We start from the raw sequence: 15842 nt of genomic DNA on the forward strand, positions 1-15842 counted from the left end.
GCCAGCCAGCACACAGCTCCGGTGATGGCAGGCTGCCGTGGGAAGCCCGACAGGGCTTTCGATTGGCCCCGGGCGTCCTCCCCAGCGTCCGGGGTTTCTTTTTTACTGCCCGTCGAAGAAATGTTTGCTCTGTTCCAGGTAATCGGCTTGCAGCTCCGGGTCCAGCCAGCGTGCATAAAGTGCCAGCAGCGTGCCCGAGCGCAGCGTGGGCAGCAGTTGGTCGATATGCGCCACGGCCTCGCGCCCCAAGGGTGAGTCAGAGCAGCCCACATGCAGGAACTGGTAGCGGTTCACGCCTTGAATGGGGTGAAACTGGTACTCATCCAACGCCCCACCTTGCTGCTGGATCAGGTAACGCACCTCTGGCCAGTAGCCGAGCACCCATGGCAGACGCCCAAGGCGCTGCATCTGCAGCAGGCTGGCCGTAGCATCGTTGCCGTAATGGCGGCTCAAGGCCGAATCGGGCAGTTGCCGCAAGATGTCATCGATCTGCGTGCTGTAGCTGCGTTCGGCGACGATGCCAAGCTTGAGTTGCGTGGCATTCAGCAACCCTTTCAGGTCGATCTGTTGCCCGTCCAGAAACGGCGCCAGCAGCGCCGCGCCTTGATTGCGTACCACCAGACCACCGCTGATCACACCCAAGGTCGGTTTGGAGAAGTGCACGTATTTGGCGCGCTCAGCCGTCCAGAGCAGGGTTGGGTCGCAGGTGAAACTGCTCGCGTCCTGCAGCATCTGGATGCCGCGCGCGCGGTTGACGCGGACGATGGCGTGGTCGTACTCGGGCATTTGCCTGATCAGCAGCGGCAACATCTGATCGACCACGCCCTGGCCTTTCCCTTCACCCTCGAAGATGGTGAAGGGCGGCAGGTCGCGAACCAGCCACAGCAAGCGCTCCTTGGCCTGCACCGGCGTGATGGCCATGGCGAGCAGCAGCCCGCACAGCAGGGGCAACGCGCGCATGGGCCAGGGCAATCTCAGACCGTACCCGCTTGGCGCAACCCGGCGATGGCGGGGGCGTCATACCCCAGGGTCGTCAGCAGCGCATCGGTATGTTCGCCCAACGCCGGGCCAACCCACTCTGCAGAGCCGGGCGTCTCGGAAAGCTTGGGCACGATGCCCGGCATCTTGAATGGCTTGCCGTCTGGCAGGCGGGCCTGCAAGAACATCTCGCGGGCCAGGTACTGCGGGTCGTGAAACATGTCTTCTGCCGAATAGATGCGGCTGGCCGGTACTTCGGCGGCGGTCAGCGTCTGCATGAGTTGCTCCAGCGGCAGGCTGTTGGCCCAGCGGTCGATCACCCCGTACAGCTCGTCGCGCCGCGCATCGCGGCCGTCATTGCTGGCCAGGCTCGGGTCGTCAGCCAGGTCGCTACGCCCGATGGCCTGCATGAAGCGCTTGAAGATCGCATCGCCGTTGGCGCCGATCTGTACGTGCTTGCCATCGGCGCTGGTGTGGATGGAGGAGGGCGTGATGCCCGGCATGATGTTGCCGGTGCGCTCGCGAATGAAGCCAAACACGTCGAACTCCGGGACCATGCTTTCCATCATGGCGAAGATCGCCTCGTACAGCGCCACGTCCACCACCTGGCCTTGGCCGCCGTTGACTTCGCGGTGCCGCAACGCCATCAGCGCGCCAATCACACCCCACAAAGCGGCGATCGAATCGCCGATGGAGATGCCGGTGCGCACCGGTGGGCGGTCGTCGAAGCCGGTGATGTAGCGCAGGCCGCCCATCGACTCGCCCACGGCGCCGAAGCCTGGCTGGTCCTTCATCGGGCCGGTCTGGCCGAAGCCCGACAGGCGCACCATCACCAGCTTCGGGTTGAGGGCATGCAATACATCCCAGCCCAGGCCGAGCTTTTCCAGCACGCCGGGGCGGAAGTTCTCGATGAGAATGTCAGCCTCGGCCAACAGCTGCTTGAGGATCTCGCGGCCTTCGGGGTGCTTGAGGTTGAGCGTCAGCGACTGTTTGTTGCGCGCCTGCACGAACCACCACAGCGACGTCCCCTCGTACAGCTTGCGCCACTTGCGCAGCGGGTCGCCGCCATCGGGCGACTCGACCTTGATCACCTCGGCGCCGAATTCTGCGCAGATGCGCGAGGCGAAAGGGCCGGCGATCAGGGTGCCGAGCTCGATGACTTTCAGGCCGGCGAGAGGTTTGCTGGGCGTAGACATGAGGCATCCGTGGCAACTGGTCAGAGCCGTGGTTTTATCATAGGTCGGTAACGGCAGATACTGCTGCGGGGCAACGAAGATCAGGATCGGTTAGACTGTGCGACTTTTCTTTGTGCAAGAAGCCCGTCGACCATGGCCCAGCCGTCCACCACCTACAAGTTCGAACTGAATTTGACCGACCTTGATCGCAACGTTTACGAAAGCGTCAAGCAGACCATTGCTCGTCACCCTTCGGAAACCGAAGAGCGGATGGCGGTTCGTCTTTTGGCGTATGCGCTCTGGTACAACGAGAACCTGTCATTTGGTCGCGGCTTGTCGGATGTCGATGAACCGGCGCTGTGGGAAAAGAGCCTGGACGACCGTGTCCTGCACTGGATCGAAGTCGGCCAGCCGGACGCCGACCGCCTGACCTGGTGCTCGCGCCGCACCGAGCGTACCAGCTTGCTGGCCTACGGTAGCCTGCGGGTGTGGGAGACCAAGGTGGTGAGTGCGGTCAAGGGCCTGAAGAACCTGAACATTGCCGCAGTGCCCCAAGAGGTGCTGGAAACCCTCGCAACCGACATGCCGCGTTCCATCAAATGGGACGTGATGATCAGCGAAGGCACGGTGTTCGTCACCGACGATCGTGGCCAGCACGAAGTGCAGCTGCAGTGGCTGCTTGGCGAGCGCGGCTGAGCCGACCGAACCCATGCGTATCGAACCTCGCCCGCTGCCTCCGACCCTGCCATTGCTGGGTAACCTGCCACCCTTGCTGACCCGCTTGTACGCCGCCCGCGGCGTGCAATCGGAGGCCGAGCTGGACAAGAGCCTGGCGCGACTGTTGCCGTATCAGCAGCTCAAGGGCATCGATGCTGCAGTGGACCTGCTGGTCGACGCCCTCGACCAGCGCCAGCGCATCCTCATCGTCGGCGACTTCGATGCCGACGGCGCCACTGCCAGTACCGTCGGTGTGCTCGGCCTGCGCCTGCTGGGGGCGGCCCATGTCGACTACCTGGTGCCCAACCGTTTCGAATATGGCTATGGCCTGACCCCGGAAATCGTCCAGGTAGCGTTGCAGCGCCAGCCGCACCTGCTGGTGACGGTCGATAACGGCATTTCCAGTGTCGAAGGCGTGGCGGCCGCCAAGGCGGCCGGGCTCAAGGTGCTGGTCACCGACCACCACCTGCCGGGCCAGCAACTGCCGGACGCCGACGCCATCGTCAACCCGAACCAGCCAGGCTGCGGCTTCCCGAGCAAATCGCTGGCTGGCGTCGGGGTGATCTTCTACGTGCTCATGGCGTTGCGCGCGCGCCTGCGCAGCCTGGGGCGTTATGAAACCCAGGCGCAACCGAACATCGGCGAGCTGCTCGACCTGGTCGCCCTGGGCAGCGTGGCGGACGTGGTGCCGCTGGACGCCAACAACCGCATCCTTGTGCACCAAGGCCTGGAGCGTATCCGCGCGGGCCGTGCGCGGCCGGGGTTGAAGGCGATACTGGAAGTGGCACGTCGCGATCATCGGCGCATCACCTCCACCGACCTCGGCTTCATCCTCGGCCCACGGCTCAATGCTGCCGGGCGCCTGGACGACATGAGCCTGGGCATCGAATGCCTGCTGTGCGAAGACGCGGCCCTGGCCCAGGACATGGCCCAGCAACTGGACGACCTGAACCAGGACCGCAAGTCCATCGAGCAGGGCATGCAGCGTGAAGCGCTGGCCCAGCTCAAGGATTTGCCGGTCGAGTCCATGCCCTATGGCCTGTGCTTGTTCGATGCCGACTGGCACCAAGGGGTGATCGGCATTCTCGCCTCGCGCCTGAAGGAGCGTTATCACCGCCCGACCATCGCCTTTGCCGATGCTGGCGACGGCATGCTCAAGGGCTCCGCACGTTCGGTGCCGGGGTTCCACATCCGCGATGCGCTGGATGCAGTGGCGGCGCGTCATCCTGAACTGATCAGCAAGTTCGGCGGCCATGCCATGGCTGCGGGCCTGTCGTTGCCCGAAGGTAATTTTCCGGCGTTCGCCGAAGCGTTCGATGAAGAAGTCCGTCGCCAGCTGCGCGAAGAGGATTTGACCGGCCGTCTGCTTTCGGATGGCAGTCTGGCGGTGGAGGAATTTCACCTGGACCTGGCCAAGGCCCTGCGTAATGCCGGGCCTTGGGGGCAACACTTCCCCGAGCCGCTGTTCCACGGCGTGTTTCAGTTGGTCGAACAACGTGTGGTCGGCGAGCGGCACCTGAAGGTGGTGCTGAAGAGCGAATGTGGCTCGGTTCGTCTGGACGGCATCGCCTTTGGTGTCGACCGCGAAGTGTGGCCCAACCCGACCGTGCGCTGGGTGGAGCTGGCGTACAAGCTGGATGTGAACGAGTTCCGCGGGAATGAAAGTGTGCAGTTGATGATTGCGCATATTGAGCCGCGCTGAGCAACACTAAAGTGCCTGCCCTGGTTTTGCAGAGCTGGGCGCCGCCCGCGCGGCGCTCACTTTCATAGACGATGCAAGCCTGCCGGTGAACACTGGATCGCTCTGCAGTGCCGCCGCCCTACCTGCGCAACGTCAATCCCCGTTCAGGCCACTCCCGCAGCGACCCCGCGCATTGTGGCTATATTCCGACCGTGCGCTGTTGTTTTTTATTCCTCCGGTTTTGCCAGTACATCACTGCAGCCCCTGCAAATGAGAGCAGGCTGAGCGCGCAGAAGAACACGATCCCTTCTACAGCTTTCCGATCACTCGTTTCGTTTACACGTTGCCTGATTGAAGGGTCGGATAATATTTTGTCATGGGTCGATAAAGTCCTCGCGATAGGGCCAGAAAAGGTATCTTCGATTTCTACGAACAGCGGAGTTGCCTTACTGACGTTGGCATCATCGTAGCGAGCCCGGTCCACGTACATCCATGCCTTCGCCCGTTGGCCGTTAGGCGAATAGTAGCGAACGCCTAAACCGTATATGGATTTGTCGTAATCCCATATCTCGGGTTTTGAGATCAGAGACGCGGGGATGCGAGTCCATGGAGCGGTAATGGGCTCGATTTTTTCCCCATAGCCTAAGAGAAATATGGGTAAAAAACAGAGGAATGCGAACCCCACCATGATCAGGCACTTCACACGATCGTGTGGAGGCAGGCTGCGCATCAGTTTGATCCAAGCTCCCCAAGTTAGCATGGGTGCCTCTCTACTGTAAGTGATTGCCGGTCAGCGATATTTATCTTGCTGTGGTGCAGTGCAGCAAGCATATGTATGTTGCTCCAATTGAACCCACTCGATGACTCGTGAGACTTGCTCATGATTGTTGCTTTTAGTTTGCGGTGACGGCGTGATCGAGTGTGATTGTGTTCTGTATAAATAGTTTTTTGTCGATTGTCGTGATCGCCAAGTCGATAGGTGTTTTCCTCGAGTTGCGAAGATTTTTCGCAAAACGATGGCGGCTGTGACGATAGTATTTTTTATTTTGGGAGGCGATAGGACCAAGCACTCGCTTACTGAGAAGAATCTCCTACGAAGCCGTAGGAGGTTTAGAGGTGGCGTGTAGGTACTTTCTAAATAGAGCCGTCGGCCGGCATCTGTTAGCGGTGGTGGGGTCACCTACCGCGTCGGAGCAGTCAGCAATCCCAGGGAACCTTCCCCCCCACCAATCTGGTCTAGTCTGATTAATGACCGGCACTGGGCCACGGATGTGCACTTGAGTGCCCGGGCCGGTTCACCATTGGAGTCCTTGGGAGGTGCCCTCATGAGCCTGCTGCTCGAGCCTTACACCCTGCGTCAGCTGACGTTGCCCAACCGCATCGCCGTCTCGCCGATGTGCCAGTATTCCGCCGTCGATGGCTTGGCCAACGACTGGCACCTTGTTCATCTGGGCAGTCGCGCTGTAGGTGGCGCCGGGTTGGTCATCAGCGAAGCGGTGGCCGTGACCGCCGATGGCCGTATCACTGCCGAAGACCTCGGCCTGTGGACCGATGAGCAGATCGCCCCACTGCAACGCATCACCCGCTTCATCACCGCCCAGGGCGCTGTGCCGGGTATTCAGCTGGCCCACGCCGGGCGCAAGGCCAGTACCCATCGCCCCTGGCTGGGCAAGCATGGCAGCGTCAAGATCGAAGACGGCGGCTGGCAGCCGGTGGGGCCGTCGAAGATTGCCTTCGACCCTGAGCACACTGCACCGCGTGAGTTGAGCAAGGACGAGATCCAGGACGTCATCGCCGCATTCGTCAAAGCGACCGAACGGGCGTTGCAAGCAGGTTTCAAAGTGGTCGAAATCCACGCGGCCCATGGCTATTTACTGCACCAGTTCCTCTCGCCGCTGAGCAACCAGCGCCGCGATGAATATGGCAGCTGCTTCGAAAACCGCATCCGCCTGACCCTGCAGGTGACCGAGGCAGTGCGCAAGGTCTGGCCGCAGGAACTGCCGCTGTTCGTTCGCGTTTCGGCAACCGACTGGGTCGAGGATGGCTGGAACCCTGATGAGACGGTCGAACTGGCCCGCAGGCTGCGTGGGTTGGGGGTCGACCTGATCGACGTGTCGTCGGGCGGAACCTCGATGAACGCCGAGATTCCGACCGGCCCTGGCTACCAGACTCGCTTCGCCGAGCGTGTACGCAAGGAATCGGAAATCGCTACCGGCACGGTGGGCATGATCACCGAACCGGCCCAGGCTGAACACATCCTGCGCACTGGGCAGGCCGACCTGATCTTCCTGGCTCGCGAGCTGCTACGCGATCCTTACTGGCCGTTGCATGCCGATGATGACCTGGGTGGCAACAGGGCTACGTGGCCGGCGCAGTATCAACGGGCTACCAGCCGGGCGAATCCGATACATGAGTCGGACCTGCGGGACTGATCAACCACCTCAGCTGTAAGCGGCCTTGCTCAGAATATCGCTGACCCACTGATTGATGCTTTTTTCCGCCAGCTCGGCCTTTGCGGCCACGCTGGCGTGAAGGGTTGGCTCAAGACGCAGGCTCAGCTTCCCCGAATAAGTCTTTTGCGGCTCACGGCCAAGGCGTTTACAGGTTTCCAGGTAGTCATCAACGGCCTCCTCGAATGCTTGTCGCAATTCGCTGATCGATTCGCCGTGAAAACCAATCACGTCACGTATGCCCGCAACGTGTCCAATCAGCAACTGGTCCTCGTCACTGTATTCGATTCTTGCGGCATAGCCGCGGTAGGTCATGACATTCATGGTGTTACTCCGGCCTGCTCAAGGAACTGGCGGGCGTCGCGCAATTGATAGGTTTTGGCATGCTTGTCCGGGTGAGGCCGATGGAAGGTGGCAACGGCCCCATTGAGCTCGAAACGAACTCGCGAACCTCGACCTTCGATGACATTGGCGCCAACTGATATCAACAGTGACTCCAGCCGGACCCATTCCAAGGCCTTGGGCACTGGTTTCCTGAAAATGGCTTCAAGGGTCGATCGTTGATGATTATTCATGGTATCAGACTATGATACCAGTCGATTTTTACACAACAGCCGGACTGTAGGAGATAGGGACGGTGATTGAAGGAAGGTCCTAGGTATTCCTGCGAGGACCATCGCCACTTCATACCGGCCTCCTTGCTGACTTGTCTCAGCAGAGGCCGGTAGCTTCACATCACGTTCAATGCTTGATCATCACATGCCGCACACAGGTGTAATCCTCCAGCCCATACATCGACAAATCCTTCCCATACCCCGAATGCTTCTGCCCACCATGGGGCATTTCGCTGACCAGCATGAAGTGGGTATTGACCCAGGTGCAGCCATACTGCAGGCGCGCCGCCAGGCGGTGGGCGCGGCCGGTGTCGCGGGTCCACACCGACGAGGCCAGGCCGTACTCCGAGTCGTTGGCCCATTCCAGCGCCTGGGCTTCGTCGGTGAAGCGCGTTACAGATACCACCGGGCCGAACACTTCGTTGCGGACGATCTCGTCATCCTGCAGCGTGTCGGCCAGCACCGTCGGCTCGAAGAAAAAACCATCACCCGGCAGTGCCTTGCCCCCGGTGACCAGGCGAATGTGCGGCTGGGCGATGGCGCGTTCGACCAGGCCGGCCACCTTGTCACGGTGCTGGGCGCTGATCAGCGGGCCGAGTTCGGTGTCTTCGGCGTCCTGCAGGCCGGCTTTCAGGCTGGCCACGGCTTTGCCGAGGCGTTCGACGAAACGCTCGTAGATGCCAGCCTGTACATACAGCCGGCAGGCCGCGGTGCAGTCCTGGCCTGCATTGTAGAAACCGAAGGTACGGATGCCGTCGATGGCGGCATCGATGTCGGCGTCGTCGAATACCAGTACCGGCGCCTTGCCGCCCAACTCCATGTGCATGCGCTTCACGCTGTCGGCAGTGGCGCCGATGATGTGCGCGCCGGTGGGGATCGAGCCGGTCAGCGAAACCATGCGCACTTTTGGGTGGGTGATCAGCGGGTTTCCGACGGTCTGGCCGCGGCCGAAGAGTATGTTCAGCACGCCCGCAGGCAACACGTCCTTGGCCAGGTCGCCGAGGCGCAGGGCGGTCAGTGGGGTCAGCTCGGACGGTTTGATCACCACGGTATTGCCGGCAGCCAAGGCCGGCGCGATTTTCCACGCCAGCATCATCAGCGGGTAGTTCCAGGGCGCGATCGAGGCCACCACGCCCAGCGGGTCCCGGCGGATCATCGAGGTGTGCCCGGGCAGGTATTCACCCGCCGCCGAGCCACCCAGGCAGCGGGTGGCACCCGCGAAATAGCGGAACACGTCGGCGATGGCCGGTATCTCGTCGTTCAACGCGGCGCTGAAGGGTTTGCCACAGTTCTGCGACTCCAGGCGGGCCAGCTCATCGGCGTGTGCCTCGATGATGTCAGCCAGCGCCAGCAGGGCCATGGACCGTTCTTTCGGGCTGGTTTGCGACCAGCTGTCGAAAGCCTGGTCGGCGGCACGCACAGCGGTGTCGACCTGGGCCTCGGTGGCTTCGTTGAGTTGCGCCAGGGCGCTGCCCTCGGCCGGGTTGAGCACGGTCCAGGCCGGGCCTTCGCCGGCGACCAGGCGGCCATTGATCAGCATGTTGGTTTGCATCGGGGGCTCCTTGTGGGTCATTTGCCGCTGCCCGTGACGCTTTCACCGCCGCGGGTCAGGTAGTAGGCGCCGAGGATCGGCAGCATGGTCACCAGCATCACCAGCATGGCGACCACGTTGGTCACCGGCACGTCGCGCGGGCGGCTGAGCTGGTTGAGCAGCCAGATTGGCAGGGTGCGCTCGTGGCCGGCAGTGAAGGTGGTGACGATGATTTCGTCGAATGACAAGGCGAACGCCAGCATGCCGCCGGCCAGCAGCGCCGAGCCGAGGTTGGGCAGGATGATGTAGCGGAAGGTCTGCCAGCCATCGGCGCCCAGGTCCATCGACGCTTCGATCAGGCTCTGCGAGGTGCGCCGCAGGCGGGCGATCACGTTGTTGTAGACGATCACCACGCAGAAGGTGGCATGGCCGACCACGATGCTGAACAGGCCCGGTTCGATACCCAGCGTCTTGAACGCGGACAGCAGGGCGATGCCGGTGATGATCCCGGGCAGGGCGATCGGCAAGATCAGCATCAGCGAGATGCTCTCCTTGCCAAAGAAGCTGCGCCGGTACAGCGCCGCCGAGGCCAGGGTGCCGAGCACCAGCGCGATCAGCGTGGCCAGGCAGGCCACCTGTAATGACAGCTTGATCGCTTCGAGCACGTCCGGGCGGGCGAAGGCCACGGCGAACCATTTGAGGGTAAAGCCCTTGGGCGGGAAGCTGAATGCCGCGTCTTCGGTGTTGAAGGCGTACAGAACGATGATCAGGATCGGGAAGTGCAGGAACAGCAGCCCGCCCCAGGCCGCCAGGCGCAGGCCCATCGACGCTTTTTTAGAGTGCATCGAAGGCCCCCAGGCGCTTGACGATGGACAGGTACACGGCAATCAGCACGATCGGCACCAGGGTGAACGCCGCGGCCATGGGCATGTTGCCGATAGCGCCTTGCTGGGCGTAGACCATGCTGCCGATGAAGTAGCCGGGCGGGCCGACCAGTTGCGGCACGATGAAATCGCCGAGGGTGAGCGAGAAGGTGAAGATCGAGCCGGCGGCGATGCCCGGTACCGACAACGGCAGGACCACCTGCAGGAAGGTCTGCCCCGGCCGGGCGCCGAGGTCTGCCGAGGCTTGCAGCAATGACGGCGGCAGGCGTTCCAGCGAGGCCTGCACGGGCAGGATCATGAAGGGCAGCCAGATGTACACGAACACCAGAAAGCGCCCCAGGTGCGAAGTCGACAGCGTGCTGCCGCCCACGCCGGGCACGGCCAGCAATGCCTGCAGCAGGCCTTCGAGGTGCAGTTGCTGGACGAACCACTGCGCGACGCCACCCTTGGCCAGCAGCAGCGTCCAGGCGTAGGTCTTGACGATGTAGCTGGCCCACATCGGCATCATCACGGCGATGTAGAAGAACGCCTTGGTCTTGCCGCTGGTGTAGCGCGCCATGTAGTAGGCGATGGGGAATGCCAGCACGGCGCTGGCCAGCGAGACCGCCACGGCCATGGTCAAGGTGCGCAGGATGATGTCGAAGTTTGAGGGGTTGAACAGCGCGGCGAAGTTGCCAAGGGTCAGCGTTGGGGTGACCGCCATGGTGAAGTCGTCGAAGGTGTAGAACCCCTGCCACAGCAAATTGAGCAACGAGCCCAGGTAAATGGCGCCGAACCAGGTCAGTGGCGGGATCAGCAGCAACAGCAGGTACAGGTTGGGGCGGCGGTAGAGCAGGTTGGAAAAACTGCGCAACGGGCTCATCTCACCGGCCCTCGGCCAGGACGGTTTCCTGCAGCGCCGTCATCGCCTCGCGCGGCCAATGTGCCTGTACCCGCTGGCCGGTTTGCCAGTCCTGTGGCCGTTCATGCCAGCGGTCGTTGGCCTGGCTGACCGCCAGCAGTTGGCCGCTGTCCAGCTGCAGCTCATAACGGGTGGCGCTGCCCTGGTACTGCACGTCGCGCAGCAGGCCGCTGATCTGCACGCCGTCAACCGCGCCGGGCTGGCTCAGCAGGCGGATATGCTCGGGGCGGATGGAAAAGGGGGCCCGGCTGCCACTGAGTTGCTCGGCCAGGTCGCCGCGGACCACGTTGGAGGTGCCGACAAACTCGGCAACGAAGGTGGTGGCCGGTTTCATGTACAGGTTGCGTGGGGTATCGACCTGCTCGATGCGGCCGCGATTGAACACCGCCACGCGGTCAGACATCGACAGTGCTTCGGTCTGGTCGTGGGTAACGAAAATGAAGGTGATGCCCAGCTGGCGTTGCAACTTTTTCAGCTCACCCTGCATCTGCTCGCGCAGTTTCAGGTCGAGTGCGCCCAGCGGCTCGTCGAGCAACAGTACCCGCGGCCGATTGACCAGCGCCCGCGCCAAGGCCACGCGCTGGCGCTGGCCACCGGAAAGCTGCGCCGGTTTGCGCTCGCCATAACCCGCCAGGGCCACCATCGCCAAGGCCTCTTCGGCGCGCCCATGGCGCTCGGCCTTGGCCACGCCCTTGACCTTGAGGCCGTAGGCGATGTTGTCGCGCACGTTCATGTGCGGGAACAGTGCGTAGTCCTGGAACACGGTGTTGACGTCGCGCTGGTAGGGCGGCACGCCAGCGGCTTCGACGCCATGGATGCGGATGGAGCCACTGTCGGGGTGCTCGAAGCCGGCGATCAGGCGCAGGCAAGTGGTCTTGCCCGAACCGGAAGGGCCGAGCATGGAGAAGAACTCGCCGTCGACGATGTCGATGCTGACCTGGTCGACAGCCTTGACCTCGCCGAAGGTGCGCGATACCTGGGTGAACTGGACTGCTAAGGGCATGGGCACGACTCAGTTGTTCATCAATTGGCCTCAATGGCCTAATCGCCGGCAACAACGCGAACAGTGTGGGAGCCGGCTTGCCGGCGATGAGGCCGGCACAGGCCAAATAAAACTCAACGCCCGCCCATGATCGCAATGTAGTCCTGCGTCCAGCGGCTATACGGCACGAACTTGCCGCCCTGGGCCTGTGGGGTCTTCCAGAAGGCGATCTTGTCGAAATTGTCGAAGCCGTTGGTCTTGCAGCCCTCGGCCCCCAGCAACTCGCTGCCGGTACAGGCCGCCGGCACCGCCGGCAACGAGCCGAACCAGGCCGCCACGTCGCCCTGTACCTTCGGCTGCAGTGACCAGTCCATCCATTTGTAGGCGCAATTGGGGTGCTTGGCCTCGCTGTGCAGCATGGTGGTGTCGGCCCAGCCGGTGGCGCCTTCCTTCGGTATGGTCGAGGCTACCGGCTGGTTCTCGGCCTTCAGGCCATTGACCATGTAGCCCCACGAGCTGGATGCGACCACGCCTTCGTTTTTCACATCGCTCATCTGCACCGTCGCGTCATGCCAGTAACGGTGAATCAGCGGTTGCTGCTGGCGCAGCAGGTCGAGCACCGCCTTGTACTGGGCTTCGTTCAGCTCGTACGGGTCCTGGATGCCCAGTTCAGGCTTGGCCGACTTCAGGTACAACGCTGCATCGGCGATGTAGATCGGCCCGTCATAGGCCTGCACGCGGCCCTTGTTCGGTTTGCCATCGGGCAGGTCCTGCGCTTCGAACACCACGCTCCAGCTGTTCGGCGCCTGCTTGAAGGTTTGGGTGTTGTACAGCAGCACGTTTGGCCCCCACTGGTACGGGGTGCCGAAAACCTGCTTGTCGACGACGTACCAGCCGCCGTTCTGCAGGCGCGGGTCGAGGTTCTTCCAGTTGGGGATCAGCGCGGTGTTGATCGGTTGCACTTTCTTGCCGACGATCAGGCGTAGCGAAGCGTCGCCGGAGGCGGTGACCAGGTCGTAACCGCCCTTGTTCATCAGGCTGACCATTTCGTCGGAGGTGGCGGCGGTCTTGACGCTGACCTTGCAGCCGGTCTCCTTTTCGAAACCCGTGACCCAGTCGTAGGCCTTGTCGCTCTCGCCGCGTTCGATATAGCCGGGCCAGGCGACGATATCCAGCCGGCCTTCGCCGGCGCCCAGGGCCTTGGGCAGCTCGGCGGCCTGCAGGCCGGCGCTGGCCAGCAGCGCGCCGGTCACGGCGCCGAGCAATGCGGTCTTGTGCACTGACATGGTGTTCCCTCTTTTTGGAGATCTTGGTCGGGGCAGTCGTCAAGAAAGCAGTGGAGCGATTGTCATAAGCGTAGTGCGCTTGCGCGACTTCGAGTCTAGTTGCGTTTTTTGCTTGTCCACGCAACATCCGGAAGCAAATCCAGGGATGGCCTTCCACCCGCCAGGCCGTACTCTGCGGGTTACCTTCGTTACCGTGGAGACGCACGCATGAACACCCGGGGCCTGCTCGATCAATTGCTCAAATCCGGCCAGGAACTGCTGAACAAACAGTCAGGCTCAGGCAAGCCCTCGACCGGTGGCGCCGGCCTCGGCAGCCTGCTCTCCGGGGCTGGCGGCGGGGCCTTGGGGGCTGGGGCGCTGGGCTTGTTGCTGGGCAACAAGAAAGCGCGCAAGTACGGCGGCAAGGTGATCACTCACGGCGGCTTGGCCGCGCTCGGGGTGCTCGCCTACAAAGCCTATGGCAACTGGCAGGCCCGCCAGGGGGCAGGGCAGGCGGGCGAACCGCAAACCCTCGACCGCCTGCCGCCGGCACAGGCCGAGCAGCACAGCCAGGCGGTATTGCGCGCACTGGTGGCGGCCGCCAAGTCCGATGGCCATATCGACGAGCGCGAGCGCACGCTGATCGAGGGCGAATTCACCCGCCTGGACAGCGACCGCGAGCTGCAGCACTGGCTGCACGACGAGCTGAACAAACCGCTGGACCCGGCCGAAGTAGCCCGCGCCGCGCAAACGCCGGAGATGGCCGCCGAGATGTATCTGGCCAGCCTGATGATGGTCGACCAGGAGAACTTCATGGAACGTGCCTACCTGGACGAACTGGCGCGGCAGCTGCGCCTGGACCCTGCGCTGCGCCAGGAGCTGGAAAGCCAGGCGCGCCTTGGCGCAGGGCAATAACCTGCAAATGGCCTGTCCATCAGGCATGGATGCCTGATTACCCCGCATTTCAGCCGCAAAAGCGTAGGAAGCCTGGGCTATACTTCGGCGATTTTCCCGCTCGTTGTGAATTCCTGAGGGCTGAATGTGAAGAACTGGACGTTGCGCCAACGGATCCTGGCAAGTTTCGCCGTGATCATCGCCATCATGCTGCTGATGATCGTGGCCGCCTACTCACGGTTGGTGGCGATCGAAAGTGCCGAGGAGGCGGTCGGCACCGACAGCATTCCCGGGGTTTACTACAGCTCGATGATCCGCAGCGCCTGGGTCGACAGTTACGTCACCAGCCAGCAGTTGGTGGGGTTGTCCGACCACCGCGAAATCACTGCGGCAGACATGGAGCTGTTCAAAAGCTTTGAAGACCGCCTCAAGCAGCACATGGCCAGCTATCAGCAGACCATTCAGGACAATGACGACCAGGCGCGCTTCGACACCTTCATCCAGATGGAGGAAACCTACACGCATATCATCGGCCAGGTCCTGGACGCTTACCGTCGGCACGACTACACCGAAGCCGAGCGGCTGATCAAGGACGTCCTCACCCCGGCCTGGGTGGACGGCCGCAAGCACCTCAACACGGTGATCGAGCACAACCGCGAATCCGCCGATGCCGCTACCCACGAGATCGTCAGCGCCGTGAGCACCGCCAAGGGCAGCATGATCGTCTCGCTGCTGTTGGCGATCGTTGCGGCCGGTATCTGCGGCCTGTTGCTGATGCGTGCTATCACCGCCCCCGTGCAGCGCGTGGTACATGCCCTCGACAAATTGCGTTCGGGCGACTTGAGCATGCGCCTGAGCCTCGACCGCAAGGACGAGTTCGGCGCCATCGAAAGCGGCTTCAACGAAATGGCCGAGGCGCTGGCCAACCTGGTGTCCCAGGCCCAGCGTTCGTCGGTGCAGGTGACCACCTCGGTCACTGAAATTGCCGCCACCTCCAAGCAGCAGCAGGCCACCGCCACCGAAACCGCGGCCACTACGACCGAAATCGGTGCCACCTCGCGTGAGATCGCCGCTACCTCGCGCGACCTGGTGCGCACCATGACCGAAGTCACCAGCGCCGCCGACCAGGCGTCGAGCCTGGCAGGTTCCGGCCAGCAGGGCCTGGCGCGCATGGAAGACACCATGCACCAGGTGATGGGCGCTGCCGACCTGGTTAACGCCAAGCTGGCGATCCTCAACGAAAAGGCCAGCAACATCACCCAGGTGGTGGTGACCATCGTCAAGGTCGCCGACCAGACCAACCTGCTGTCGCTCAATGCCGCGATCGAAGCGGAAAAGGCCGGCGAGTACGGCCGTGGCTTTGCCGTCGTGGCCACCGAGGTGCGGCGCCTGGCGGACCAGACGGCGGTGGCGACCTACGACATCGAGCAGATGGTGCGGGAAATCCAGTCGGCGGTCTCGGCCGGGGTCATGGGCATGGACAAGTTCTCCGAAGAGGTGCGCCGCGGCATGTTCGAGGTGCAGCAGGTGGGCGAGCAACTCAGCCAGATCATCCACCAGGTGCAGGCGTTGGCGCCGCGGGTGCTGATGGTCAATGAAGGCATGCAGGCCCAGGCTACCGGTGCCGAGCAGATCAACCAGGCGCTGGCCCAGCTCAGCGACGCCAGCACCCAGACGGTGGAATCGCTGCGCCAGGCCAGTTTCGCCATTGACGAGCTGAGCCAGGTGGCCGCGGGCCTGCGCGGCGGTGTTTCGCGCTTCAAAGTCTGA

General features: G+C 62.7%; 15 protein-coding genes. 5 read left to right on the plus strand and 10 right to left on the minus strand.

The features are described 5' to 3' along the window. Positions 1–102: 102 nt before the first annotated feature. Together ACNQPL_RS14640 and ACNQPL_RS14645 are read right to left on the minus strand one after the other, a co-directional pair. The gene (locus ACNQPL_RS14640) at positions 103–960 is read right to left on the minus strand and encodes a TIGR02285 family protein (RefSeq protein ID WP_416467116.1); all 858 of its coding nucleotides are present in this window, start codon (positions 958–960) and stop codon (positions 103–105) included. A 14-nt stretch (positions 961–974) separates the two neighbouring features. Then, a complete protein-coding gene (locus ACNQPL_RS14645; RefSeq protein ID WP_416467117.1) occupies positions 975–2174 on the minus strand; it encodes a CaiB/BaiF CoA transferase family protein in 1200 nt (399 codons plus the stop codon). 132 nt (positions 2175–2306) lie between these two features. On the opposite strand from ACNQPL_RS14645, the gene ACNQPL_RS14650 reads away from it, so the two are divergent. Further along, positions 2307–2849: a YaeQ family protein gene (locus tag ACNQPL_RS14650; RefSeq protein ID WP_346611849.1), complete on the plus strand. Its 543-nt coding sequence runs from the start codon at positions 2307–2309 to the stop codon at positions 2847–2849. A 13-nt stretch (positions 2850–2862) separates the two neighbouring features. After that, positions 2863–4572 (plus strand): single-stranded-DNA-specific exonuclease RecJ, encoded by a 1710-nt coding sequence (gene recJ, locus ACNQPL_RS14655; RefSeq protein ID WP_416467118.1) that lies wholly within the window; start codon positions 2863–2865, stop codon positions 4570–4572. Between the two features lie 178 nt (positions 4573–4750). Here recJ and ACNQPL_RS14660 read toward each other — a convergent pair whose 3' ends face one another. Beyond that, the gene (locus ACNQPL_RS14660; RefSeq protein WP_416467119.1) at positions 4751–5281 is read right to left on the minus strand and encodes a hypothetical protein; all 531 of its coding nucleotides are present in this window, start codon (positions 5279–5281) and stop codon (positions 4751–4753) included. Positions 5282–5876: 595 nt separating this feature from the next. On the opposite strand from ACNQPL_RS14660, the gene ACNQPL_RS14665 reads away from it, so the two are divergent. Continuing rightward, on the plus strand, positions 5877–6983 hold the full coding sequence (locus ACNQPL_RS14665; protein WP_346611846.1) for an NADH:flavin oxidoreductase/NADH oxidase: 1107 nt from the start codon (positions 5877–5879) through the stop codon (positions 6981–6983). A gap of 9 nt (positions 6984–6992) precedes the next feature. Here ACNQPL_RS14665 and ACNQPL_RS14670 read toward each other — a convergent pair whose 3' ends face one another. The 7 genes from ACNQPL_RS14670 to ydcS form a co-directional block, all read right to left on the minus strand. Next, positions 6993–7325, minus strand: a complete 333-nt coding sequence (locus ACNQPL_RS14670) for a type II toxin-antitoxin system HicB family antitoxin (protein ID WP_012315954.1) — start codon at positions 7323–7325, stop codon at positions 6993–6995. Continuing rightward, complete coding sequence (locus tag ACNQPL_RS14675; RefSeq protein WP_346611844.1) at positions 7322–7576, minus strand: type II toxin-antitoxin system HicA family toxin; 255 nt, start codon at positions 7574–7576, stop codon at positions 7322–7324. Before ACNQPL_RS14675 ends, ACNQPL_RS14670 begins: the two co-directional genes overlap by 4 nt. Positions 7577–7742: 166 nt before the next feature. Then, positions 7743–9167 carry a gamma-aminobutyraldehyde dehydrogenase gene (locus ACNQPL_RS14680; protein ID WP_416467120.1) on the minus strand — a complete coding sequence of 475 codons (1425 nt, stop codon included), beginning with the start codon at positions 9165–9167 and terminating at the stop codon, positions 7743–7745. Between the two features lie 17 nt (positions 9168–9184). Continuing rightward, entirely contained in the window at positions 9185–9991 is an 807-nt protein-coding gene (locus tag ACNQPL_RS14685; RefSeq protein ID WP_416467121.1) for an ABC transporter permease, read from the minus strand. After that, positions 9981–10892 carry an ABC transporter permease gene (locus ACNQPL_RS14690; protein WP_346611841.1) on the minus strand — a complete coding sequence of 304 codons (912 nt, stop codon included), beginning with the start codon at positions 10890–10892 and terminating at the stop codon, positions 9981–9983. The genes ACNQPL_RS14685 and ACNQPL_RS14690 overlap by 11 nt, the downstream gene beginning before the upstream one ends. A gap of 1 nt (position 10893) precedes the next feature. After that, on the minus strand, positions 10894–11934 hold the full coding sequence (locus ACNQPL_RS14695) for an ABC transporter ATP-binding protein (protein WP_416467122.1): 1041 nt from the start codon (positions 11932–11934) through the stop codon (positions 10894–10896). Between the two features lie 113 nt (positions 11935–12047). Further along, positions 12048–13199 carry a putative ABC transporter substrate-binding protein YdcS gene (gene ydcS / locus ACNQPL_RS14700; protein WP_346611839.1) on the minus strand — a complete coding sequence of 384 codons (1152 nt, stop codon included), beginning with the start codon at positions 13197–13199 and terminating at the stop codon, positions 12048–12050. Between the two features lie 207 nt (positions 13200–13406). On the opposite strand from ydcS, the gene ACNQPL_RS14705 reads away from it, so the two are divergent. Beyond that, positions 13407–14093, plus strand: coding sequence for a tellurite resistance TerB family protein (locus tag ACNQPL_RS14705; protein WP_416467123.1), 687 nt, complete (start codon positions 13407–13409; stop codon positions 14091–14093). Between the two features lie 126 nt (positions 14094–14219). Beyond that, positions 14220–15842 (plus strand): methyl-accepting chemotaxis protein, encoded by a 1623-nt coding sequence (locus ACNQPL_RS14710; RefSeq protein WP_346611837.1) that lies wholly within the window; start codon positions 14220–14222, stop codon positions 15840–15842.

It is taken from the genome of Pseudomonas sp. LFS044 (assembly GCF_047978245.1).
GTDB lineage: Bacteria > Pseudomonadota > Gammaproteobacteria > Pseudomonadales > Pseudomonadaceae > Aquipseudomonas.